The sequence below is a fragment of the Acetobacter sp. KSO5 genome (assembly GCF_044094635.1).
GTDB lineage: Bacteria > Pseudomonadota > Alphaproteobacteria > Acetobacterales > Acetobacteraceae > Acetobacter > Acetobacter cerevisiae.
The window spans coordinates 2,601,321-2,624,851 of record NZ_CP172014.1; the positions used below are offsets into that span (position 1 = coordinate 2,601,321).

Below are 23,531 nucleotides of genomic sequence, written 5' to 3' on the forward strand. Positions count from 1 at the left end.
GTTACGCCTGCTCCAGCTGATCGATAAAGCCGGAGATCACATCCAGCCCCTTGCGCCAGAAGCCCGGATCGGACGCATCCAGCCCGAACGGTGCCAGCAGTTCCTTGTGGCGCTTGGTGCCGCCTGCTTCCAGCATGGCAATATATTTATCCTGGAAACCCGGTGCACCCTCACTGAACACGCCATACAGCGCGTTCACCAGACAATCGCCAAACGCGTAGGCATAGACATAGAACGGCGAGTGAATGAAGTGCGGGATATACGCCCAGAAGACGTCATATTCGGGCGTGAAATTGAAGACCGGCCCGAGGCTTTCCGTCTGCACCTGCAACCAGATTTCGCCAATCCGCTCCGGCAGGAGCTCACCGGATTTACGCTCATCATGCACGCGGGTTTCAAACTCGTAGAACGCAATCTGGCGCACCACAGTGTTGAGCATATCTTCCACTTTGCCGGCCAGCAGGGTGCGCTTGCGGTCCGGGTCCGTTTCCGCATCCAGCAGAGACTGGAAGGTGAGCATTTCCCCAAACACACTGGCCGTTTCAGCAAGCGTCAGCGGGGTATTGGACTGGAAGTAGCCCTGCTTTGCCGCCAGAACCTGATGCACCCCATGGCCCAGCTCATGTGCCAGCGTCATCACGTCGCGCGTGCGGCCATGATAGTTCAGCAGGATAAACGGATGCGCAGACGGCACTGTGGGGTGCGCAAACGCGCCGGGAGACTTGCCAGGAGCAGGCGGCACATCAATCCACGGATGCGTCAGGAAGGTATTGATCACCTTACCCATACGCGGGTCAAAGCCATCATAGGCTTTCTGCACAATCTGCTTAGCTTCATCCCACGGGATTTTGCGGTCTTCACAGCCGGGCAGTGGGGCGTTGCGGTCCCAATGCTCCAGCTTATCCAGCCCCATCCATTTCGCTTTGAGGGCGTAATAGCGATGCGCAAGGCGCGGATAATCTTCCCGGACGGCGGAGACCAGCGCATCCACCACTTCGTCCTCAACCATGTTGGACAGGTTGCGGGAGGATGTGGGGCGGGCGTAATGGCGCAGCCCGTCAGAAATGGCTTTGTCCTTGGCCAGCGTGTTGGTGATGAGGGCGAACAGCCGCACATTCTCACCAAACACTTTACCAACGGCTTTCCCGGCCTTCTCACGCACAGAGCGATCCGAATCGGACAGGCGGTTCAGCGCATCACCAACCGGCATTTCCTTGCCATCCAGCGTGACGCGCAGGGCGGCAATCGTCTCATCAAACAGACGGCACCAGGACTGCGCACCCGTTACGGATTTTTCCAGCAGAACCTTCTCGACCTCATCAGAAAGCTGATGCGGGCGGAACAGGCGCGTATCATCCAGAAACGGCTTCCAGTGCGCCAGAGCCGGGTCCTGCATTTTCTGCGCCAGATCGGCATCATCCAGCCGGTTGAGTTCCAACGTAAAGAACAACAGATGCGTGGAAATATCGGTCAGCTTTTCGCTAATAGACTGGCTGAAACGGCTGATTTCCGGATCGGACGAATTCGCGGCAAACAGCAGCGAGGCATAGGACCCGGCCTTGCCCAGTATCTCCTCAATCGCCTCACAGGTGCGGATGGCTTCCGCCACCTCAGCCCCGGACAGACCTGCCAGCTTGCCCTGATAACGGGCGGCAAACTCTTTGGCCTGCTGCTCAGCCTGAGCCAGATCCTGCTTAATCGCCGGATCTTCCATACTGTTATAGAGAGCCGAAAGGTCCCAGCGCGGAAGGGTGGAAGCCTCCTGCCCCGGCGCGGCACTGGTTGCGGCCACAGCCCCGGCTTCCGCAGCAAAGGCCGGAAGCTGAGACGAACGGTGAGAATGCGCTGTATGTTTCATAAGCGGCATCCTATCGCGCAATTTAGCATGAGGCGAGTACATGTGAACGCAATCGGGGTTCACATACGGCGCAGGTCAGGCTGCGCACTCAGCACGACCCGAAAGACCTCCCTGCCTTATACGCTCATAAGGCAGAAACAGATCTTTCGGGACCATCCTCTTTGTCAGGCAAAAGCCTGATCAGGCAGATTCGGCCAGCTCTTCTTCCGGCACACTAAAGCCGATGATACGGGCGTAGTCTTTCGGCACAATCTGCCAGAAGCGCGGCAGAACATCGTTCCATTTATGCAGCAGGTTTGTTGCATAAGGGGAACCGGTTTCTTCTACATGCCGCTCAACCAGACGCCGCAGTTCCTCCGCCCAGCGCTCATCCGTCACCCGTGTCCAGAACAGGGACTCCGGATTAACGCGCTTTTCAAAGGTGTTGGTATCATCCAGCACAAACGCCATGCCGCCGGTAAAGCCTGCACCGAAATTGTCGCCAATTTCGCCCAACACAACCACGGTGCCGCCGGTCATATATTCACACGCGTTGGACCCGCAGCCTTCCACCACGGCCACAGCACCGGAGTTACGCACCGCAAAGCGTTCACCCGCCTGCCCGGAGGCATAGAGTTCGCCCGCCGTCGCGCCATACAGCACCGTGTTGCCGATAATGGCGTTCTGGTTGCTGACAAGACGGGAAGACGGAGAAGGCCGCACGGTGATGGTCGCGCCGGACAGACCCTTACCAACATAATCGTTGGCATCCCCCAGCACTTCCAGCTTCAGCCCCTGCACGGCAAACGCCCCCAGTGACTGCCCGGCAGACCCGCGCAAACGCACCGTCAGATGACCCGGAGCCAACGTCGTCATGCCAAACTTCCGCACAATGAGAGAAGACATGCGGGTGCCAATGGCACGCTGCGTGTTCTGCACGTTGTAGTGCAGCTGCATTTTCTCACCGTGGTCGAACAGCGGTTTTGCATCGCTGATCATCTGCGCATCCAGCGTATCCGGGACCTCGTTCCGGCCTTCCAGCGTGCAATAGCGCGCAAACGGGCCGGGATCTGCCTGTGAGAGCAGAGAGTTGAGGTCCAGATCATCCAGATAATCCGCGCCGCGAGACACCTGACGCAGCAGATCGGTCCGGCCGATCACTTCGTTCAGGCTGCGGAAGCCCAGAGACGCCAGAATATTGCGCACATCTTCAGCAATGAAGGAGAACAGGTTGATGACTTTCTCCGGCGTGCCTTCAAATTTCTTGCGCATCGCCTCATCCTGCGAGCACACGCCCACCGGACAGGTGTTGGAGTGGCACTGGCGCACCATGATGCAGCCCATGGCCACAAGGCTGGCCGTGCCAATCCCGAATTCTTCCGCACCCAACATAGCGGCAATCACCACGTCACGTCCGGTCTTGATACCACCATCAGTGCGCAGCTTTACGCGATGCCGCAGGCGGTTGAGCATCAGCACCTGATGCGCTTCTGCCAAACCCAGTTCCCACGGCAGACCGGCATATTTCACGGAGGTCAGCGGACTGGCCCCTGTGCCACCGGAATGGCCGGAAATCAGAATGGCATCGGCTTTTGCCTTCGCCACACCCGCCGCGATGGTGCCAATGCCGGAACGGGCCACCAGCTTGACTGTCACCGTGGCATCCGGGTTGATCTGCTTCAGGTCATAAATCAGCTGAGCCAGATCTTCGATCGAGTAAATATCATGATGTGGCGGCGGAGAAATGAGAGTCACACCCGGCGTGGCATGACGCAGCTTGGCGATCAGCCCCGTGACCTTAAAGCCCGGCAGCTGCCCGCCTTCACCCGGCTTGGCACCCTGTGCGACCTTGATTTCCAGCTCACGGCAATCATTCAGATACTGTGCCGTCACACCAAAGCGGCCAGACGCCACCTGCTTGATGGCGGAAGAGGCATTATCACCATTCGGGCGCGGTTTTGCACGTTCCGGATCTTCCCCGCCCTCACCGGAATCAGATTTCGCACCAATCCGGTTCATGGCGATGGAGAGCGTCTCATGCGCTTCCGGGCTGAGGGCCCCCAAAGAAATAGCCGGGGAGATCAGGCGTTTCCGCAACTGCGTAATGCTTTCCACTTCCTCTACCGGAATGGGCGTGCGCCCTTCCCGGAAATCCAGAAGATCCCGCAGCGCCACCGGCGGCTGTGCCCGCACGGCATCCGCATACCGCTTGTAGATGGTGAAGCTGTCACTCGCCACAGCGGTCTGGAGCATGTGGATCAGCGTGCCATCAAACGCATGCTGCTCGCCCTTGCGGCGTAGTTTGTAAAAACCACCGACAGGGAGGGCAAGAGACACAGAATCCCATGCTTCCTGATGGAAGGTCAGCACATTGCGGGCAATCCCGGGCAGACCAATACCGGAAATGCGGGACGGCATACCGGGGAAGAATTCCGCCGTCAGCGCACGGGAGAGCCCCACCGCCTCAAAGTTACAACCACCACGGTAAGACGCCACGATCGAAATGCCCATTTTGGACATGATCTTGAGCAGGCCTTTATCCACGGCCTTCCGGTAACGCTCCATGCACTCACGCAGGGAGAGCTTACCAAACAGCCCGCGGCGATGCCGGTCCGCAATACATTCCTGTGCCAGATACGGGTTAACCGTGGTCGCCCCGACCCCGATGGTCACTGCAATGGAATGCACATCCAGCGTGGTGGAGGCCCGCACGTTCAGAGATGTGAAGGTGCGCAGGGAGTTGCGGACAAGATGCGTATGAACTGCCGCTGTCGCCAGAATCATCGGGATATACGCCCGGTCCGGAGACTGGTTTTCATCCGTCAGGAACACATGCGTGCAGCCACCACGCACGCTTTCCTCTGCCTCACGCCGGATGCGGGCAATGGCTTCACGCAGACCAGTCTCGCCTTCCTTCGCCGGGAAAGAGCAGTCAATCAGGCAGCCGGAGGTGCCGCAGAAATTACGCAGCGCTTCATATTCACCCGATGTCAGAACCGGACTGGGCAGTTGCAGCATTTCGCACTGCTCTGCGGACTGATCCAGAATATTCCCAAGATTTCCCAGACGTGTCGCAAGACTCATCACGCGGGATTCCCGCAGGGAATCAATCGGCGGGTTGGTCACCTGACTGAAGCCCTGCCGGAAATAATGTGACAGACCACGGAAACGCGGAGACAGCACCGCCAGAGGCGTATCATCGCCCATGGAGCCAATGGCTTCTGTCCCGTTTTCCACCATCGGGTGCAGGATGGCTTCCAGCTCTTCCAGCGTGGTGCCCACAGCCAGCTGACGGCGACGCAGTTCATCACCCTGATAGAGAACCGGCTCTTTCACATCGGAGCGGACAATACAGCCAATTTTCTGAATACCGCCGACCCATGAGGAGAAGTCCTGACGGGAAGCCAGAAGATCCAGCAGTTCCTCATTGCCATACAGGCGCGCTTCCTGCAGATCGACGCCGATCACATCGCCCGGGCCAAGCCGCCCGCGTTTGGCAACATTGCTTTCAGGCACACGTACCATGCCGGTTTCAGACCCGACAATCAGAAGATTATCGTCTGTTACCGTATAGCGCAGCGGGCGCAGGCCGGAGCGATCCAGACCGGCAATCACCCAGCGGCCATCCGTGGCGCACAGGGCTGCCGGGCCGTCCCACGGTTCCATCACCGCATTGCAATAAGCAAACATATCGCGGTGAGACTGCTTCATCAGAGAATTCCCGCCCACGCTGGCAGGAATCATCAGCGCCTTGGCCGCAGGCGCATCACGCCCGGCAAAGGTCAGCAGTTCAAACACGTTGTCCAGCGTTGCCGTATCGGACCCACCCGCCTGCACCAGCGGTTTGATGTCCTGCATCCACGGGTCGAGATCCGGGTGAGACAACCGCGTTTCGTGGCTTTTCATCCAGTTGATGTTGCCGGAAATGGTGTTGATTTCACCATTATGCGCCAGACGACGGAACGGCTGCGCCAGCTTCCATGTGGGGAAGGTGTTGGTGGAATAACGCTGATGATAAATGGCAAAGCGGCTGACAAAGCGCTCATCCAGCAGATCCGGATAAAACTCGGTCAGATGCTCGGCCAGGAACATGCCTTTGTAGATGATCGAGCGGCAGGACAGAGAGCAGATATACAGATCGACCTGCGCTGCAATTGCCGCTTTTTCAATCCGCCGACGGATAACGTACAGATCCCGCTCAAACGCTTCTTCTGCCGTGCCCGGCAGGTTGCGGATCATGATCTGTTCAATTTCCGGGCGTGTCGCGTTGGCTTTTTCACCAATACAGGCCGTATCAATCGGCACCTGACGCCAGCCGTAAATGCCGTAGCCGAAGGCCAGAATTTCCGTCTCGATAATCTGGCGGCACTGTTCCTGCGCGACCAGATCCGTCTTGGGCAGAAACACCTGCCCGACGGCGATGATCGCACCCTCTACCGGCTGGTCACCCGTGCTGGTGATCGCATCCGCAAAGAAATTCTGCGGGATTTCCACATGGATACCGGCACCGTCACCCGTTTTTCCATCGGCATCCACCGCACCGCGATGCCAGATAGCTTTCAGGGCTGCAATACCGGCTTCCACCACGTCACGGCGCTGCTTGCCGTCCAGGGCTGCAACCAGACCAACGCCACAGGAATCCCGTTCATCAGCCGGGTCATACAGGCCGTCCAGAGCGGCAACATTGTTGTCCCACGCTTCAAAAAACTCTTTGGCGCTTTCACCATGCGTGGTGTCAGGATGCTTCTGCATGCCCATTATCCCTGCTCCGCCACGGCCTGCGCCGTTGCGTGTGTTTCAATCCATTGATGAATGCGTTCCGCCGCATCCCGACCATCGCGAATAGCCCACACCACCAGACTGGCCCCGCGCACAATATCGCCTGCGGCAAACACACCCGGCAGAGTGGTCATGAAGCTATCATGCCCCACCTTGAGCGTGCCCCAGCGGGAAACAGCAAGGTCCGGCTGGCCCCACAGCTGCGGCAGCGGTTCCGGGTCAAATCCCAGAGCGGCAATCACCAGATCCGCGTCCAGCGTGAAGGAACTGCCTTCCAGCGGTTCGACCGACTGACGGCCTGTGGCGTCCGGGAGGCCCAGCTTCATGCGGGTGGCGCGCACGCCCGTCACATGGTCATCGCCCAGAAACGCTTCCGGCGCGGACAGCCAGACAAATTCAACGCCTTCTTCTTCCGCGTTTTTCACTTCCCGCGCGGACCCCGGCATGTTGGCCTTGTCACGCCGATACAGACATTTAACGGATTTGGCCCCCTGACGAATGGCCGTGCGCACACAGTCCATCGCGGTATCGCCACCGCCCAGCACCACGACATTCTTACCTTTGGCATCCAGCGCCTGCGCATCGTCCGGTAGCGTATCGCCCAGAGAACAACGGTTAGAGGCGGTCAGATAATCCAGAGCGCGCTCAATGCCTGCCAGTCCGGCACCGGGGCCACCAATCGCACGGGATTTGTAAACACCGGTGGCGATCAGAACGGCCTGATGGCGGCTGCGCAGTTCTGCAAAGGACAGATCACCCTCGCCGCTACCAACGCCCTGCCCCAGATGAAACGTCACGCCGCTTTCTTCCAGCAAAGCATGGCGACGCGCGACGATCTCTTTTTCCAGCTTAAAACCAGGGATACCGTAAACCATCAGGCCACCCACGCGGTCATACCGGTCATACACGTGCACCTGATAGCCTGAGGCCCGCAGGCGCTCAGCGGCAGCCAGCCCCGCAGGACCAGCCCCGACAATCCCGACGGATTCCGTCCGTTCCCGCACAGGGCGTGTGGGTTTGACCCAGTTATTCTCAAAGGCTGTGTCGGTAATATAGCGCTCGACCGCACCAATGGTAACGCTCTCAAACCCCGGCTCAATGACACAGTTGCCTTCACACAGACGGTCCTGCGGGCAGATGCGGCCACAAATTTCCGGGAATGTGTTGGTCGCGGAAGAGACCTCATAGGCTTCTTCCAGCCGCCCTTCCGCCGTCAGCATCAGCCAGTCGGGGATATTGTTTCCCAACGGGCAATGCACGGAACAGAACGGCACGCCACACTGAGAACACCGGCTGGCCTGCTCACCTGCCGCAGCGGGAGAGAACTCCTCATAAATCTCCGCAAAATCCGCCCGTCGCGCCTGCGCTGTGCGCTTATCAGGCTGCTTTTGAGCGACAGAGACAAATTTCAGCATGGGTGTGGTCATAAGGCGTTCCCCGGAGACGGGGCGCGCGTCAGACAGACCTCGCCCCAAACAAGCAGGACTGAGGTAGCGCCTTACGCGCCATCCTGAAAAGACAGTATTACTGTCCTTTCTTTATTTTTCCTGTTTTTGAAAGAGATTTAGCCTCAAAAACCATTTTATATAGGTTTCATATCGGACCTTTTTATCTCTAACCCCTTATTCTACAAGGCGAACGCCTGAACGCCCACCACCCGCCCGATAACGGGTCAGATAAAACGGCACGATGGCCTCTATGCTCTGCGGAGTCAGCCCGAGCTTTTCAAAACCTGACTGACCAGGCGGCACAACATTGTCCTGAGACAACATCAGCAACTGGTCACGCGTCAGGATATGTCCCGGCAAACGCTCGAAAATCGCTGCCTGAATGCGCGCCAGAGCCGGAGGCACCACGTAAAGCGCACGAGAGCGCTGCGTGGTCCGCAAAACCCACTGATAAATCTGCTTCATGGTCAGGATATCCGGCCCGCCAAGTTCCCACACCTGCCCCGCCAGCGAGGGATCTTCCGCCAACCGCGCCACAACCTGCGCCACATCCCCTACATACACAGGCTGAAGGCGCGCATTGGCACCATAAACAGGCAGAACCGGCAGATACCGCGCCAGCGTAGCAAACATATTAAAGAAGTGATCCTCCGGCCCGAAGATAACGGACGGCCTGACAATAGAAGCCTGCGGCATGACGGCCCGGACAGCATCTTCCCCCGCGGCCCGACTCCGCCCGTAAGCAGACGGTGCTGAATGAGACGCTCCCAAAGCAGACATCTGCACAAACGCTGGCACGCCAGCCTGTGCGGACAGACGCGCTACCCGACCTGCCCCCTCAACATTCACGGCCTCAAGCCCCTGCCCGGATGCATCCCCCAGCACCGCGGCCAGATTGATCACAACAGACGCGCCCTCGACCACACAGGATACTGAGGCATCATCCAGCACCGAGGCATAGAAAGGCGCGATTTGCCCCAGCTTTCCCAAAACCCGCAGGGATGCGGCTTTATCCGGCCTACGGCAGGCAATACGTACGGTGTATCCGGCTTCAGCCAGACGCTGGACAACATACCGCCCCACAAAGCCACCACCGCCAAACACTGTCGCAATCTTCTGCTCACTCATGGTGTTCTTTCCACTCCTGTCTGCTCTGGCCTGCCTTCTGGGATAGCCCACGCATAGTCTACGCCTCTTTTTGGAACGCTCGGTGAGCACAAATGGTTCAGCATCCTCCCCGACCACCTGCCTCGCCCCAAGGACACAGGCAACACACCATGAAAAACTGCTGTTTTTTAGGGAATTTGGAGAGGCGACTGGACGCCAAATAACAAAAAGAAACAAATCCTGAGAAAAATGTATTTTTTTCCGTTGACGAGGGTACGGGGCCAAGCTAAATACCCCTTCACCAGCCGGGGTAACCCGGTTGTCATCTGAGCCCAGATGGCGGAATTGGTAGACGCGCAGGTTTCAGGTATCTGTGGCCGCAAGGTCGTGGAAGTTCGAGTCTTCTTCTGGGCACCAAAAAAAACCGCAGTTCGCTGCGGTTTTTTTGTATCTACTGCTCTTCATCCCCTCATGCTTTTTTGCATGACGGGGAATGAGAGTGGATCTCCCCCATTGTTTCCATTCTCAACATGCAAATCCGCACGAGACGCTGTGCAATTTTTCAGCTTGTGCTTATGCCGCTCGCTTCTGAGCCATTCTCTTAGTCACATCACCTGCTTCGCGTGATGCGCGGGCTGTAAGAGGCGCACACCTGATTGCCACCCCCTACCGCCTTTTGCCGAAAGCTCTCTGCACTTATCCCCAGAATCTGAGGATGCCTGCGGGGGTAAGCCTGTGGATAACGGGTACATCTTTCCGGGATTATGTCAGCATTTCTAACACCCTAATATTCCATGACTTTCGATAACCTGAGCTTGAAAGCTCCCAGAATCAAAAAAAGAAGCCCGACTCCTCCTGCATCAGCAGAAAGAACCGAGCTTTTTTGAAAGAACATGATTATCAGAAATTATCTGGGCTTTTTGAGCTGCCGGAACAGCATAATCAGAAAACCCGCCACAGCCGCACTCACAGCGACAATGATGCGGGCCACCGGTTTCTGACGAGTTTTGAAGTCTTCAGACAGTTTTTCCATGGAAGTATCCTCCTTACCTAAGATAAAAACGTTTGGCCGGAGACACTGTTCCCGCACTGGCACCGCCACAAGCCAATCAATCTTGTCTTTTCTCGTATACCCGATGGTCATACGCAGCAATCATTGACCAACAGGCACCGTAAGCTTCCTTGCGCAGACCGATCCTGACTCCCACAAGCCCTTACTGCCCGACAAAGCCTGCTACCTATTGAGGGCATATTTGCGGCGAGTCAGAAGGCTACATCAGTAACTTTACCAATCAACCAAACAAATCATTCTGACGCTTTTTCCAGGACAGGAAGGCGGCGAGGCCTGATCCCAGCACCACAGTGCTCAGGCTGCCTAAGATCAGGCCGCACTCAAAGCTCGTCATTGCACCGCCAGCACGGAGAGTGCTGTTGCCTCCTGCTCGTCTGTAACGCTTGGCAGGCTGATACCCAGAACCCCCTCAAACGCATCAATCACGGTCCGAAGTGCGTTAAAGGTGGTGATCGCTGTATTGATCACGCTGTTGGTCACAGTCTGCTGAGCTGCGACCAACCCGGCACGGATTGCCACTGCAACATTATTGAGGTCCACCAGCAACGTATCAATGCGCGTTTTGGCATTCGTGTTGTCGTAGCTGACTGTCAGGCTACCATTCGTCTCGCTCGCCAACGCAGAGAGTGCGGTAGACAAAGCGCCTCCCGCAGCCTCAATAACGGCCACAGCCGGAGCCCCCATAGCAGTGGATACGGCCGTGATGCTGAGAATAGTTGTGACAGCATTGATACCTGCTTGCGCGTAGGCCTTAACTTTGGTCGTGTTCAGCGTAAGCGTGGTCGTTTTTCCACTTGTCGTAACCGTGCAAGCAGTGAGCGTCCCGGCCGCAGCCACGAGGCTGGCGGAGCACAGGAAAGTGCGACGAGACTGGATCATGATTGTTTGTCCTGCACAGTGGATGAGGCTTGCGCAGCCAAACTCTGAGATGTATCGACCCGCGCCCCGATGTGATTGACCGCCCAGCCGATGTTTAGGCCTATGGCGGAAACGACCTGATAGGGAGTCGTCCATTTGCTACCGGCTTGCGGAGGCTGGATTGCTGCGGTCACACCGCCACAAATGATGATCACCCCGGAGATGACCGAACTCCACGGTTCCGGGATTGCTGAAAACAAAAGGGGCACCACCGTAGTGATGCCCCCAATCTTGGCCGCATTAACCGCAAAAGCGTTTTTCGTGGTGTCTGTCACATCCCATCTCCCCTCAGGCCAACACGATAAAATGCGTGATGACCAATAGTGCATTTATAAAAGCGACCTTGCGCCCAATAGGGCCTCTGGCCGCGCCAGTCGTAATAGTGATCCGCTCCACCAGTCAGGTCAGACAGGCCGCCGTTCACAAGGCAAGCAGACAGACCCTGAGCCTCGCGAAACTGCATGTCTGAGTCAGAAACTGTCAGAAGCTTTTCACGGTTGGGATCGCTGGCATCCCAACAGGAAAACTGGGCATGTGCCTGACACACTCCGGCAATATCATGCCCCCACCAGCCTGGATGTTTCGCCCGGTTACCGATGACATTCAGGACCGCCTGCATGCCCCGTGTTCCCTCCCCCCTGGCCTCACCCCAAGCCGTGCGAGAAGCTGCCTGCACGGAGTCAGTGATTGGTAGTGTGCTTGTCATGATTTTTCCCAACCTCTGGGAGCCAGTGCATAGACAGAACCTTGCGGTTGAGGCTGCGGCGCAGGAACTGGAATATGATACCGATGCAAAAAACCAACGTTACCAAACAGGTAATCATCCCAGGTTTGGCTGGAAAGAATCGTGCCGCCCGCTGCCGCAGCAATAGTGCAAATAATCCCGACAATGACTGATCGTGTCCGCCAGCGGCGCAGGTTTTCTTCAGCAAGCCGGTTCTGGTTTTCCTGAGCGCCAGTGAGTTTTGCGAGCTGTGTTACCAGATCAAAAACTCTTACTTCCAGACGGCTTATTCCCGCTGTTGTCGCCACAGTGCGGGCATTCTCTTCTGCCCTCATAGTGGCAAGATCTTTGCTGATGCCGTCCAGCTTTCCGTCAGTCGCGTCCTGTCGCCGCTCAACGGCAGCGAGACGAATTTCATGACCACCAACAATTTCGCGTAGGTCACCATCAGCTGCAACGATTATGCCGCTCTGTTCTTCAGTCATAGATTTTCCGGACACAAAAAAACCGCCCACACGGCGGTATGTTCTATGCGTATGGGCGGTTAATTTGTTAGCCGCTATAGCCCCACTGCGCGTCGATCCATGCAATGCGCGTTGCCGCGTATCGCATGGAAATCACTCCGAAGCGGCGCAGAGAACGCCGACATTATTGATTGTATTGGGGTAATAGGTGGTGCCGTCTGTCAGGATCACGCCCGACGAAGTGTTGCCACTTGTAGATTGTGCGTCTTGCATTGTTTTGTCCGGAAAAAAGAAAAGCCACCCAAAAGGGTGGCTTTGTAAAACCGGGTTCAAAGAGGAATGCTCTTTAGCCCCGATGTTATCCAGACTTAGGCATGACCACGCGGGCAGGCAATTACAGATCTGTGGTGAATGAGAACTTGAAGGTTCTGGGCAGCCCCTGCAGCAAGTAGCCATTAAAAGCTGAGGCCCAGTAACGTGTGTTGGCAATATTATCGACGCCAAACCGCAAAGTCAGAGGTTTGTGTGCAACCGCAAACGTGTAGCGGGCCCCCAGATCAAACCGTGTCCAGACTGGCAGATGCGCCGTGTTAGCTGTGTTCACCCACTGTTTTCCGGTATTTTCCACTCGGCCGACCAGCGTTGCGCCACGCAGGAACGGCAGGTCATATTCCAGATTTCCATTGATGGTATAATTCGGAATCCCAATAGCCGTATGGCCATTATCCAGCCCCTGTGCCGTACGGCGCAAATTAGCATCAATCAGCGTGGCACCACCGTTAAATCGCAGGCCGGGCAAAATCTGACCGTTTACACTTAATTCTGCACCCCGGTTCCGCTGCAATCCATTTTCCCGGAAAATGAAAGAGCCATTATTGCCGTATGGTTCCGTGTAGGAATTGGGCTGAGAGATTTGATAAAATGCCAGTGTCGTTGTGAAGCGTCCGGTATCGTATTTAGCACCGACTTCATACTGAACACTTTTGAAAGGTGGAAAAATCTGCCCGAGATTAACCAGATTGGTGCCACTCGCCGTCGGCCCCTGCGATAGCCCTTCAATTCGATTAAAGTAAATAGACGTGCGGCGAGTTGGGTGAACCACAAGTCCGACAACCGGCGTGATCGCATCCCGGCTATAATGCGACGTACGGGACCCATCCGTATAAGCGTCGTATCCGTTTATCAGCATATTCTGGTAACGGAAGCCGGCAGTCAGCGCGACGCGCCCCTTCCAGAAGGACATTGTGTCTGAAAAGAACAAACTATAGAGCTGCGTTCGGCTGGTTGGCAGCGGGTTGTCCAGATTGCCACCTGTCCAGTTTTCTGTCGGGGCCGGAACTGCCGCCGTATTATAGAGGTTCGTATCGAAGGAACTGAGCGCCATGGAATACGCCGTGCGGCTTTCTTCCCACAAGGCGGATCCACCGGCATTGATTTCATGTTTGACTGGCCCGGTGTCAAAATGGGCGCGCACACCGCCGCGTGTGCTTTCATTTGTCTGCGCATAGGGCACATACATAGCCCCGGCTGTGGCGGCACCAGTCTGGGAATTATTCACCGTCAGAGTGGAGTAATTGCCTTTCTCGTCACTCCCAAGGCCACCAAAAGCACCATAAAGTGTGACGTGTTTTGATAAATCATGCTCGATATTAAGCATGCCAAAAATGTAATTCAGATCATTATACGTCCAGCGCTGGCCGTAATTGTGCGAGGCATTGGGCACGCGCGGCACCCCCGTTACATCCGTGCCAAGAAATACGCCCGGACGCCCGCCATTCACACCCTGATTCTGGTAATTCATATCCAGAGAAATACGTGTTTTGTCATCATGCCAGTCAAAATCCGCGCCCAAGGCAACGGAGTGGCGACGTTCATGATCAATAGACGTCTGACCATCCAGACCCGCAACATTCAACCGCAGCCCATACGCTTTGTCCTGCCCAAAACGTCGCCCCACATCAAGACTGCCGCCGCCAACACCCTGACTGGCATAATCACCCGTCAGACGGGTGATCGGCGTATTCTGGGCATGTTTAAACATCAGGTTGATGTTCCCCCCGATGGCCGTCCCGCTGGGAGCAGCCCCGTTCAGGAACGCGCTGGCGCCGTTGAGCACCTGAACCTGATCATAAAGCTGGGGGGAGAGAAGCTGCCGGGGCGTGATGCCGTACAGACCATTAATAGCGACGTCGTCCCCATACACAGGGAAACCACGGATGACGAAAATTTCCGAGAAGTTCCCGTAGCCGTATGTGGTGCGCACTGAGGGGTCATTCTCCAGCACCTCGCCCAGTGTCTGAGACTGCTGGTTGAGAATCAGACTGGACGTATAGCTCCGGATGTTAAACGGCACATCCAGCCCCTTCTTGGTGCCCAATGCCCCAAGCTGACCACCGCTGATGACTTCCATCTGGTTGCGACGTCGGGCCGTGACCAGAAGGTTTTCATCTTTCCGGGCCTCTGTTGTCGGCGTCTCCGTTTGTTGGACTTTCTTAACGGGCGCAGCCTTATCCGTTACCGTTTTCTGCGGTGCAGTTGCCTCCTGTTGTGCGGCAAAAGCAGCATCATTGAAGACCGCAACTGTTGCCAGCAAGAACGCAACCCGCCCTACTCTGTGTAGTGAACGAAGGACCGGCAGGCGACCACGCATCATCATGATTAATCCAAAATTAGAGACCGACCGCGCCTCCATAAGCGCAATTAAGAGACATTCGCAATATTATTTTATAATTTCCTCCTATGTCCGGGGTTTACAGCCGTCTCCTGACTACTTAGCAACATGAGAATGAGTCGCACCAAAAGCCCGGGCATGACGGTGTCTTCCGTCCAGCCTGACACCAGGAAAAACCAGAAGCGTCAGGCTGTTCTCCGGCGGCTTGGTTTGCTGGCTGTTGTCTGCGCGCTCTCCTTTCTGACAGCCCATCTGGCCATGCTGGATGCTCAGCGCCTACCGTTTGAAGACATGCGGCTGAAAACGGATCTGGGCGGCATGGTGATCGCCGCTCTTTTCCCTGTTCTTGTGCTGGCTGGGTTTGCCGGACGCAGCCATTGGTGGGGGCTGATCCTTGGCCTTGTCGCCTGTGGCTCAGCAATCCTTGCTGGTATTCTTCCGTTCTGATGAGAAAGACGACCCATGCGTGAAACACTGCGGGTGCATATGGGGTGGCTCCATAGCTGGGTTGGCTTTCTGGCAGGACTGCTGCTGGCCTGTATTTTCGCGTCTGGTACGCTGGCCGTATTCGATACGGAAATCACCCAGTGGATGCAGCCTGAAGTCCCGCTGACGCAGGGAACATCCCTCACACCTGCCGCTTTGCAGGCCGCCGCGCAGGCTGTCCAGACTGAAGAGGAGAAAGGACTTTCCGCGTTCCTCACTCTACCCTCGCAGCGTGATCCCGTTCTGCGGGTTCTGCATTATGATGGGTATGAGTTTGTCGGCACTGCGCTGGATTCAACAACCGGAGCCGTCTTCCCTGCCCGCGAGACGGCTGGCGGGCAGTTTTTCTATAATTTCCATTTCTCACTGCGCGGCGGCAATCAGCCCGGCGTGCAGATCGTCACCTTTCTGGGGCTTTGCCTGCTGGTGGCCATTGGCTCCGGGCTTGTCATCCACATCAAGGCGCTTTGGCCGGACCTTATCCTGTTCCGCCCGTTTGGAGCACGTCCGCGCGCCTGGGTGGATGCTCACCTGATCGTGGGGGTTCTGTTTCTGCCGTTTATTGCTTTCATGGGCTATACCGGCACCGCTATCCACGCACGAGCATTGCTTCCTGCCGAGTCCTTTTTCCCCTCTCACACGGCAGCCCCGCACAAAAAAGAAAAGACCGCTCCCAAAGGGCACGTGTTGCAGGCTGGCCCGTTGCCGCCGCCCCTTGCTCCTTTAATTGCACAGGCGCGGGATGTTTTGCGAAGCCCTGACGGTAATCTCATTCTGTTTACGCCGGACGAAGTGCGCATTTTCAAAAGCGATGCATTTGGCCCGTTTCTGACCAGAGATCATGTGGATTTCAGCCGAAAAGACGGGCACCCTCTTCGTTCTGTCACGCAAAGCCCGCCAGCTGTTGCGACCATGCAGCTTGTGCGCGGGCTGCATTATGCCCGTTATGCGCCCCTCCCTTTGCGCTGGCTGTATTTCCTCTCCGGGCTGGCGGCGACCACTCTGGCTGCAAGCGGGTTGGTTGTGTTTCTCATGAAACGTCGCCGCTCATCGGGTGAACAGTTTTTCTTCCGGATAGCTGAAGCCCTGACCATGACGACAGTTGTAGGTTTTCCTACTGCAACCCTTGGGATTTTCTGGGCCAACCGTTGCCTGCCAGCTGTATTTTCTGGCCGTGCGATGATGGAAATTGATCTCTTCTTTCTTGTGTGGGGCCTGTGCGCTGCGCATGCACTCCTTGTCTCTTTAACGCGCCATGCTGCCTCGGGCTGGCGTCAGCAACTCGGGGTTCTGGCGGGATCCGGATGCGGACTTCCGTTTTTGGATCTGGTCTCGCGCTCACACGCATGGGCACAGGGCGCAAGCGCGTTCATGGTAGCGGATACACTGGCATTTCTCACGGGCCTGATCGCGCTCTGTGCATTGTTGAAATTACGGGAACCTGCTGCATGACTTTCCTGCTTGTGCTGGCGCTGTGGAGCGCTGCCTTCTGGTGCCATGAATGTTTGCAGCCCCGAACACGCAGTTCTTTCCCCCGGCAGGCCGGTGCTGTGTCTGTTAACCAGATTGTGCGGGCATTAGCGCCCTGCCTCGCACTGACCCTCTGCCTGTTTCAGGATCCGGCTCTTGGCATTTTTTACTGGCTGGGCCTCGGCTCTGCCGCAGGCCTTGGCACCAGCGTGCTGATGGCAGTGCTAAAACAGAAACGGGGCCTTGCCCGAATGAGCAAGACCCCGCTGTAAAACCTGAGCCAGGCGCAGGGGTTTTCCTGCGCCCAGCCGCACGTTTTCTCGTTATTTTGTTGCCGAAGCCGGAGCACCGTGCGTCTGTGTGATGAACTTTGCGACATTATCATGCAGCTGCGTCAGAGATTTCTCATTCGCATAGACCATATGGCCGGATTCATACTGCACAATCTGAATGTTGTTGCTCAGATCACGGGAAATGGGCAGATGCTTCATTTCATAAATACCCTCGAAATACGGTGTCCCGAGGTCATAATAACCCTGATTGAGCATCACTTTCAGAGCAGGATTATGCTTCATAGCAGAAGCCAGATCGGGCAACACGTTAACCGCACCGTGGATCGGGAAATCCGTATTGGGCTGCTTGTGTGAGAAATCCCATTTCATGATGGCATCAGAAAAGAATTTGTATTCCTGATACCCATCGCCAAAGGCGGGGGAATTGCCATAGTGCAGCGTATTGCGGGCATAGTCGTTAAAGGCCGCAATATAGGCGGAGGACATGGCCGAAGACTGCGGATCGTAATAGGAGAACTGGGACAGCTTATCCATGGTCGGACCAGAGAAGCGGCTATCCAGACGGCCTGTATCAAGATCCTTATCGCCCTGAAGGGTTTTTTCAAACTCCCCGCCGTTAATCCGCAGGTCGGCCTTTTTAATGTAATCTACCGGCAGGCCCGTATAATCATGCAGCTTCTGGGCTGTCGCATCACGCTGCGCGTCAGAAATGGCGTTGCCTTCCTGCAGAGCAGCTGTGTAGTCGGTCAGTGCAAAATGCTCGACTTCTTTCAGAAACGCCTTGAGGTCCGGATGCTCGGCAGGCAGACGCTTGTGATACCACGCCGTTGCGGCGTAGCTCGGCAGGGCCAGCACATAAGGCTGATCGATTGACGGGTTCATGGCGACCCCGTCAATGTCATTGTCGTAATTCATGATCTGCGAAAGCAGAATCACGCCGTTCAGATCAATGCCTTTATCGTCAGCCAGCTTGTTGGCCACAATCGCGGACCGCGTTGTGCCGTAGCTTTCCCCAAACAGATATTTGGGAGAATTGTAACGCCCGAAACGGGAGAGGAACTGGGCGATGAAGTCGGTAAACGCACCGGCATCCGGGTCCGTGCCCCAGAACGCCTTTTCCTTATCCTTGCCGATCAGACGGCCGTAACCGGTGCCAGGGGCATCGATAAACACCAGATCGGACACATCCAGCAGGCTGTCATTATTATTTACAATGGCGTAGGGCGCTGCAGGCGTATGGGTATCGTCCGCAGTCACCACACGTTTCGGGCCAAAGGCGCCCATATGCAGCCATACGCTGGAGGACCCTGGGCCACCATTATAAACAAACGTGATGGGCCGGTTTTCCGGACGTACACCCTTCTTGAAATAGGCCACGTAATACATGGACGCTGCGGCATCCGGCTGCTTCTTGTCTTTGTCCTTGTCTGCATCAGGAAGTTCGGAATCATCCCAACCACCTTTATGGACAATCAGGGTGCCGGACACGGCCTCATAATCAATATGCGCCCCATGCACGGTAACGGACCCGCTGGAGGTCACGCTTTGCGGTTTGCCCAGAAAATCTTCTACGCTGACTTTCTGTTTTGCGGCATCAGCCGCCTGATGCGTATCTTCCGCCAAAGCAATCGGCTGAACGGCTACACCGGCACCCGCTGCCAGCACAGAAACCGTGGCCAGCAACCCGGCCAGCTTCAAACCTGTCTGTTTTTTCCGCACGAGACATCATCCTGTCAGACTATGTTATAATATAGCCTGAATATCAGGAAGTGTGGCGTTCGGCCAGTCTGTTTACACTTGGTAACAAACAACCCAACCAGAGCGTCTGCTTTACCCTGCCAACCCGACACCAGCCGAGGCGAAATAGCGATTAACGGCGGTACACATCGCCCCCGCCACCATGGCCCGGTGCCCGGCCTGCCTCAGAGCAGCTTCATCCAGCCGGTTGGACATAAAGCCCATTTCCACCAGAACTGACGGGATCTGCGCCGATTTCAGCACCGCAAACGCGGCGTGCCGATGCGGATGCGACAACAAATTAATGCGAGACTGAAAAGAGGCCACGACGGCGCTGGCCATATGAGCAGACCCGCGCCGGGCTTCTTCCGTTACCAGACTGGCCAGAATCTGCTGTACTTCCGGCGATGTCCCCTGCACCAGAGGACCGCCATATCGGTCTGCACTATTTTCTGTTTTTGCAAGATCCGCTGTCTGGCTATCCGACGCTCCGTGCGAATGGGTATAGACACTGGCCCCGCGTACCCCGGCATTGTGCAGAGCATCCGCATGCATAGAAATAAAGAGCGATGCCCCATGCTCCTGCGCCAGTTCCACACGCCCATCCAGCGGCACAAAATGGTCAGTGGTGCGTGTCATGGCTACACGATACCGCCCGGTAGCCAGAAGCTGCTGACGTAATTCTGTGGCCGCCGCTTCTGCCACATGTTTTTCATAAGTGCCGGTGTAGCCAATGGCACCGGGATCTTTCCCACCATGGCCCGGGTCCAGCATGACCAGCGGCAACGCAGGCCGGGCTTTGCCGACAATGGCAGGTGCGTGAAGTGTCTGCCCGGTTGCATGGCGCGTCGTACCTGCGGCCTGCGCCTGCGTGCTGAGCAGGCCAGTGGTCAGCAGTCCGGCCCCGGTTATCAGAAGCCCGCGGCGGTTGAGAGAATTTTGTGCAGGATGTGAAGCATCGATCCCGGCTGCGCGGGCGGACCGCTCGGCCATCAGAAAAAAACCGGGTGTTTTTTCGGATTCTGACGTCATGACGAGGCTCACACTTCTCTAATTGGGGCGATCCTGCACACAGATAATGTCGAAACCGTGTCAAGGCCAGAGAGATGCAAAACAGTCTTGCTGAATGGCTTGCGGTTTGTTGCCGTTTAGGTCATGGTCAGCAAGCATGGCTCAAGGCAGGATTGCCCGTCATGCATCCTGTTTCCGCTCCTTTAGGGTTTAAAGGCGCGGCTGGCGTTTAACCGCCGCCCAGCGCAGATGGGAGCAGGAAACATTGGTTGAAGGATACATGACTATCGTCAGGGCCACGATCTTGGAGTGCATGACCAGACCGGAGACAGCATCCTGTTTCCGCGCCTCTGCTGTCACCTCAGCGCCTGGCCTGACATCCGCCTCTCATTTTCTCACACGTACAGACCTATGCCTGTCGGAAGCGTCCCCCTCCCGTGTCCAGCCGTTCAGACGGCTCCACCGGATAGGCCGGCCACCGGCACGCCGGAGTTTTTCTTTTTATGTCAAAGCGTATGCTGATCGATGCGACGCACGCGGAAGAAACGCGCGTTGTCGTTATGGATGGAAACAGACTTGAAGATTACGATGTTGAAGCTGCCTCCAAAAAGCAGCTCAAAGGGAACATCTATCTTGCCCGCGTGGTTCGCGTAGAGCCCAGCCTTCAGGCAGCTTTTGTTGAATATGGCGGCAACCGCCACGGGTTTCTGGCCTTCAGCGAAATCCACCCTGACTACTACCAGATTCCGGTTGCTGACCGGGAAAAGCTTCTCGCCCTGCAGGCTGAAGAAGAAAACCTGATTGACGCTGGCGAATCCGAGTCCGACGAAGACGAGACCGACGCGCAGGCTTCCGCCGCTGATGATGAAGACGCCAGCTCTGATGCTGACGAGTCCACCAGCGAAGACGAAGGCCGCCGCCCCTCCCGCCGGAATGATACGCCTGACTATGTTGGTGGTGAAACTGACACGGGTGAGGAAGCGCTGATCCAGAAGCGTATTGCTCGCTTCCTGCGCAACTACCGCATTCAGGAAGTCATTCGCCGCCGGCAGGTTCTGCTGGTGCAGGTCGTCAAGGAAGAACGAGGCAACAAGGGCGCAGCCCTGACGACCTACGTCTCCCTCGCCGGTCGTTACTGTGTGCTGATGCCCAACGCTCTGCGTGGTGGTGGCGTCTCCCGCAAGATTACGTCTGTGCCTGACCGCCGCCGCCTGCGTGACATCATCTCCGGCCTCAATCTGCCGCGTGGCATGGCCATGATTGTCCGTACCGCTGGCGCGCAGCGTCCGGGGCCGGAAATTACACGAGACTGCGAATATCTGCTCCATCTGTGGGACGATATCCGGGATCTGACGATGCAGTCCGTCGCACCGGCGCTGATTTACGAGGAAGCAAGCCTCGTCAAACGCGCCATCCGCGATGTGTACACGCGTGAAGTGAGCGAAATTCTGGTGGATGGCGAGCATGGCTGGAAAGCTGCGCGCGACTTCATGCGCATGCTCATGCCGCAGCACGCAGAAAAAGTCCGGCTGTGGAACAAGGAAAGCCAGCCGCTCTTCACACATTACCATGTGGAAGGGCATCTGGACGCCATGCTCTCCCCTGTTGTGTCTCTGCGCTCCGGTGGCTATCTGGTTATTAACCAGACAGAAGCTCTGGTCGCCATTGACGTGAACTCCGGTAAAGCGACCAGCCAGCGCAATATTGAAGAAACCGCCTTCCGTACCAATCAGGAAGCAGCGGATGAAGTGGCCCGCCAGCTCAGGCTGCGCGATCTGGCCGGATTGATTGTCATTGACTTCATTGACATGGAATCCCGCCGCCACAACAGCGCGATTGAACGCCGCCTGAAAGATGCGCTACGCCATGACCGTGCACGCATCCAGATGGGTTCGATCTCACACTTCGGTCTGCTGGAAATGTCGCGCCAGCGGCTGCGGCCTTCCGTGGCAGAAGCTGCGTTTACGCCCTGCCCGCACTGCCAGGGCACCGGCATGGTCCGTGGCATTGAAAGCTCTGCGCTGCATGTGCTGCGTGCCGTGGAAGAAGAAGGCGCACGCCGTCGTGCTTCCGCCATTACCGTGCATGTTGCCGCAGAAATTGCGTTCTATGTGCTGAACAACAAGCGCGACTGGCTGGCGGAAATTGAGCAGCGGCATCAGATGGAAATTCTGTTTGAAGCCGACGCCACGCTGCCTGTGCCGGAAATTCGCATTGAACGCCGCCAGCCGCCCAAGGCGAACCGCAACCATGCGCCGCTGCCGCCGGTTGAAAATGCCGTAGTGGATGTCACCCCGGAAGACGCAACGCCGGTTGTGGAGCAGGACACGACGCCACGCGCCGAGGTTCCGGCTGCAGCCGCTGAAACTGGCACGGGGGAAGACGAACCGCGCCGCCGTCGCCGTCGCCGTCGCCGTCGTGGCAACGGGAACCGCGAAGAGAACGGGACGACATCAGACCAGACCGCAGCAACGGCTCAGACTCCGGTAGCTGAAGAGCAGGCTGCTGCCGCAGCACCCGCTGAGGCTGAAGGCAATCTGATCCCCGGCCGCCGCCGCACCCGCCATTCCCGCGTGCGCCCGACCGAAACGGAAACACCGGAAATCCGGGTTGCTATTGAGGAAGGTCCGGCTCCGCAGCCGCGCCGCCCGACATGGCAGGGCCCGACCCCGGCAAACCCGTTTGGTGGCAGTCTGGATATTTTCGATCTGATCGAAAACTCCACCATGGAAGCCGCTGAAGCAGAAAAGGCGAAGGCCTCCAAAGCAGCAGCAAAGCCGGAACCTGCCAGGGCCGCTCCGGTGGCAGCACCGGCTACAGCCGAAGAGCCGAAAGAAGTTGAAGCTCAGGCTGACGAAGCGCCGACCGCTGAAGCCAAACCGGCCCGCAAGCGCCCGGGACGCCGCCGCAAAGCTGCTCCTGTAGCGGAAGAAGCTCCGGTTGTGGCCGACGCTGAGCAGGCCGCTCCTGCTGCGGTAGAAGCCGTGACGGAAACTGCTCCTGCTGCTGAAGCCCCGGTTGCGGAAGAAGAAGCCCCGAAACCGCGCCGCCGCCGTGCCACGCGGAAAAAGGCTGAGGCTACGGCTGAGGTTGAAGCGCCCGCTCAGGACGCAGATGCTCCTGCCGCACCGGCAGCCGATGCAGCGCCGGAAGAAGAGCCCAAGCCCCGCACACGCCGCCGCGCAACCACGCGCCGGAAAACTGCGACGGCAACGGACGAGGCTTCAACCGCCGCACCGCAGGATGAAACAGCGGAACCCGCTGCAGAAAAACCTGCACCGCGCCGCCGTCGGGCCGCAGCCAAGAGCACGGCTGCGACTAGCAAAAGCGCCCCGGCTGAAGCCCAGGACACCAGTGCTGACAAAGCGCCTGCGAAGGAAGACGCACCGGATGCGTCCATCGTGCAGCCGATTGTTATTGATGACGAGAAGCCTGCCCCCAAGCGCCGCACGGGGTGGTGGCGTCGCTAAAGCAGGACTGAGGAGAAGGGGGTAGGTGTTCGCACCTGCCCCCT

Annotated in this window: 16 protein-coding genes and 1 tRNA gene; 5 read left to right on the plus strand and 12 right to left on the minus strand. The window is 57.2% G+C overall.

Annotated features, from left to right (window positions below; translation table 11 throughout):
- Nucleotide 1 precedes the first annotated feature (1 nt).
- The 4 genes from ACHQGU_RS11685 to ACHQGU_RS11700 all read right to left on the minus strand — a co-directional run bounded on the left by ACHQGU_RS11685 (nucleotide 2) and on the right by ACHQGU_RS11700 (nucleotide 9,192).
- Nucleotides 2-1,867, minus strand: coding sequence for a M3 family oligoendopeptidase (locus ACHQGU_RS11685; protein ID WP_395495118.1), 1,866 nt, complete (start codon nucleotides 1,865-1,867; stop codon nucleotides 2-4).
- A 171-nt stretch (nucleotides 1,868-2,038) separates the two neighbouring features.
- Nucleotides 2,039-6,595 (minus strand): glutamate synthase large subunit, encoded by a 4,557-nt coding sequence (gene gltB / locus ACHQGU_RS11690; RefSeq protein ID WP_395495119.1) that lies wholly within the window; start codon nucleotides 6,593-6,595, stop codon nucleotides 2,039-2,041.
- Nucleotides 6,595-8,043: an NAD(P)-dependent oxidoreductase gene (locus ACHQGU_RS11695; RefSeq protein ID WP_395495120.1), complete on the minus strand. Its 1,449-nt coding sequence runs from the start codon at nucleotides 8,041-8,043 to the stop codon at nucleotides 6,595-6,597. Before ACHQGU_RS11695 ends, gltB begins: the two co-directional genes overlap by 1 nt.
- Nucleotides 8,044-8,238: 195 nt before the next feature.
- A complete protein-coding gene (locus ACHQGU_RS11700) occupies nucleotides 8,239-9,192 on the minus strand; it encodes a complex I NDUFA9 subunit family protein (protein ID WP_395495121.1) in 954 nt (317 codons plus the stop codon).
- Between the two features lie 309 nt (nucleotides 9,193-9,501).
- On the opposite strand from ACHQGU_RS11700, the gene ACHQGU_RS11705 reads away from it, so the two are divergent.
- Nucleotides 9,502-9,588, plus strand: a tRNA-Leu gene (locus ACHQGU_RS11705).
- Nucleotides 9,589-10,078: 490 nt separating this feature from the next.
- On the opposite strand, the gene ACHQGU_RS11710 is transcribed toward ACHQGU_RS11705, so the two are convergent.
- The 6 genes from ACHQGU_RS11710 to ACHQGU_RS11735 all read right to left on the minus strand — a co-directional run bounded on the left by ACHQGU_RS11710 (nucleotide 10,079) and on the right by ACHQGU_RS11735 (nucleotide 15,002).
- Nucleotides 10,079-10,204 (minus strand): hypothetical protein, encoded by a 126-nt coding sequence (locus tag ACHQGU_RS11710; RefSeq protein WP_256441413.1) that lies wholly within the window; start codon nucleotides 10,202-10,204, stop codon nucleotides 10,079-10,081.
- Between the two features lie 369 nt (nucleotides 10,205-10,573).
- Nucleotides 10,574-11,122, minus strand: a complete 549-nt coding sequence (locus tag ACHQGU_RS11715; RefSeq protein ID WP_215755047.1) for a hypothetical protein — start codon at nucleotides 11,120-11,122, stop codon at nucleotides 10,574-10,576.
- Nucleotides 11,119-11,436: a hypothetical protein gene (locus ACHQGU_RS11720; RefSeq protein ID WP_395495122.1), complete on the minus strand. Its 318-nt coding sequence runs from the start codon at nucleotides 11,434-11,436 to the stop codon at nucleotides 11,119-11,121. Before ACHQGU_RS11720 ends, ACHQGU_RS11715 begins: the two co-directional genes overlap by 4 nt.
- A complete protein-coding gene (locus tag ACHQGU_RS11725) occupies nucleotides 11,433-11,780 on the minus strand; it encodes a cell wall hydrolase (RefSeq protein WP_395495123.1) in 348 nt (115 codons plus the stop codon). Before ACHQGU_RS11725 ends, ACHQGU_RS11720 begins: the two co-directional genes overlap by 4 nt.
- 83 nt (nucleotides 11,781-11,863) lie before the next feature.
- The gene (locus ACHQGU_RS11730) at nucleotides 11,864-12,400 is read right to left on the minus strand and encodes a hypothetical protein (protein ID WP_395495124.1); all 537 of its coding nucleotides are present in this window, start codon (nucleotides 12,398-12,400) and stop codon (nucleotides 11,864-11,866) included.
- A gap of 343 nt (nucleotides 12,401-12,743) precedes the next feature.
- Nucleotides 12,744-15,002 (minus strand): TonB-dependent receptor, encoded by a 2,259-nt coding sequence (locus ACHQGU_RS11735; RefSeq protein ID WP_395496428.1) that lies wholly within the window; start codon nucleotides 15,000-15,002, stop codon nucleotides 12,744-12,746.
- Between the two features lie 132 nt (nucleotides 15,003-15,134).
- On the opposite strand from ACHQGU_RS11735, the gene ACHQGU_RS11740 reads away from it, so the two are divergent.
- The 3 genes from ACHQGU_RS11740 to ACHQGU_RS11750 are packed head-to-tail and all read left to right on the plus strand — an operon-like array spanning nucleotide 15,135 to nucleotide 17,248.
- Nucleotides 15,135-15,467, plus strand: coding sequence for a hypothetical protein (locus ACHQGU_RS11740; RefSeq protein WP_395495125.1), 333 nt, complete (start codon nucleotides 15,135-15,137; stop codon nucleotides 15,465-15,467).
- Between the two features lie 15 nt (nucleotides 15,468-15,482).
- On the plus strand, nucleotides 15,483-16,958 hold the full coding sequence (locus ACHQGU_RS11745) for a PepSY-associated TM helix domain-containing protein (RefSeq protein ID WP_395495126.1): 1,476 nt from the start codon (nucleotides 15,483-15,485) through the stop codon (nucleotides 16,956-16,958).
- Nucleotides 16,955-17,248, plus strand: a complete 294-nt coding sequence (locus ACHQGU_RS11750) for a hypothetical protein (protein ID WP_062143823.1) — start codon at nucleotides 16,955-16,957, stop codon at nucleotides 17,246-17,248. The genes ACHQGU_RS11745 and ACHQGU_RS11750 overlap by 4 nt, the downstream gene beginning before the upstream one ends.
- 51 nt (nucleotides 17,249-17,299) lie before the next feature.
- Here ACHQGU_RS11750 and ACHQGU_RS11755 read toward each other — a convergent pair whose 3' ends face one another.
- Both ACHQGU_RS11755 and ACHQGU_RS11760 read right to left on the minus strand, forming a co-directional pair.
- The gene (locus ACHQGU_RS11755) at nucleotides 17,300-18,988 is read right to left on the minus strand and encodes a S10 family peptidase (protein ID WP_408735877.1); all 1,689 of its coding nucleotides are present in this window, start codon (nucleotides 18,986-18,988) and stop codon (nucleotides 17,300-17,302) included.
- Nucleotides 18,989-19,099: 111 nt separating this feature from the next.
- Nucleotides 19,100-20,038 carry an N-acetylmuramoyl-L-alanine amidase gene (locus tag ACHQGU_RS11760; RefSeq protein WP_395495127.1) on the minus strand — a complete coding sequence of 313 codons (939 nt, stop codon included), beginning with the start codon at nucleotides 20,036-20,038 and terminating at the stop codon, nucleotides 19,100-19,102.
- Between the two features lie 482 nt (nucleotides 20,039-20,520).
- Here ACHQGU_RS11760 and ACHQGU_RS11765 point away from each other — a divergent pair, with 482 nt between their 5' ends.
- The gene (locus ACHQGU_RS11765; protein WP_395495128.1) at nucleotides 20,521-23,487 is read left to right on the plus strand and encodes a ribonuclease E/G; all 2,967 of its coding nucleotides are present in this window, start codon (nucleotides 20,521-20,523) and stop codon (nucleotides 23,485-23,487) included.
- Nucleotides 23,488-23,531 lie beyond the last annotated feature (44 nt).